Origin of the sequence: Serratia sp. CY76391 (assembly GCF_052166695.1) — a bacterium.
Classification (GTDB): Bacteria; Pseudomonadota; Gammaproteobacteria; order Enterobacterales; family Enterobacteriaceae; genus Serratia; species Serratia nematodiphila.
The window spans coordinates 1-731 of sequence record NZ_JBJNOJ010000033.1; the positions used below are offsets into that span (position 1 = coordinate 1).

Annotated in this window: 1 protein-coding gene and 2 pseudogenes; all 3 read left to right on the top strand. The window is 63.3% G+C overall.

What is annotated here, in order from left to right; genetic code table 11:
- Positions 1-306: pseudogene (locus ACJ8PN_RS25585) on the top strand (pyrroloquinoline-quinone synthase PqqC); the annotation flags it as partial.
- Positions 306-584: a pyrroloquinoline quinone biosynthesis peptide chaperone PqqD gene (gene pqqD, locus ACJ8PN_RS25590; protein ID WP_286093864.1), complete on the top strand. Its 279-nt coding sequence runs from the start codon at positions 306-308 to the stop codon at positions 582-584. The pseudogene ACJ8PN_RS25585 and the gene pqqD, both read left to right, overlap by 1 nt.
- Positions 577-731 (top strand): annotated as a pseudogene (locus tag ACJ8PN_RS25595) (pyrroloquinoline quinone biosynthesis protein PqqE); the annotation flags it as partial. The gene pqqD and the pseudogene ACJ8PN_RS25595, both read left to right, overlap by 8 nt.

A 731-nucleotide genomic window follows, 5' to 3' on the forward strand; every position in this document is an offset into this window, starting at 1 on the left:
CCGCAGATCCACCAGTCGCGCCTCGACAGCTGGCCGCAGCACTACCCGTGGATCGACGCCGCCGGTTACGACTATTTCCGCAGCCGCCTCGGCCAGGCCAACCGCGACGTGGAACACGGCCTGGCGCTGGCGCTGGACTATTGCGACACCGTCGAAAAGCAGCAGCGCATGCTGGAAATCCTGCAGTTTAAGCTGGACATTCTGTGGAGCATGCTGGACGCCATGAGCATGGCCTATACCCTGAACCGCCCGCCTTACCACAGCGTGACCGCCGCGCGGGTCTGGCACAACCAGAGGCTGGTGTAATGACGCCGAATCCTGAACACACCCCCGTCTTCCGCCGCGGCTACCGCCTGCAATGGGAGCCGGTGCAAAACAGCCACGTGATCCTCTATCCGGAGGGCATGGCCAAACTGAACGACAGCGCCGCCGCCATTTTACAGCTGGTCGACGGCCACACCACGCTGAACGGCATCATTGCCCAGCTGAACGCCCGCTTCCCCGGCGCCGACGGGTTGGCGGATGACGTGCTGGAGTTTTTCCAGCGCGCCTACGAACAAAAATGGGTGACCTTCCGTGACTGAACCACGTGCGCCGGCGGTGAATCCGCCGCTCTGGCTGCTGGCGGAGCTGACCTACCGCTGCCCGCTGCAGTGTCCGTACTGCTCCAACCCGCTCGATTTTGCCGCGCAGGAAAAAGAGCTGACCACCGCGCAGTGGATAGAGGTGTT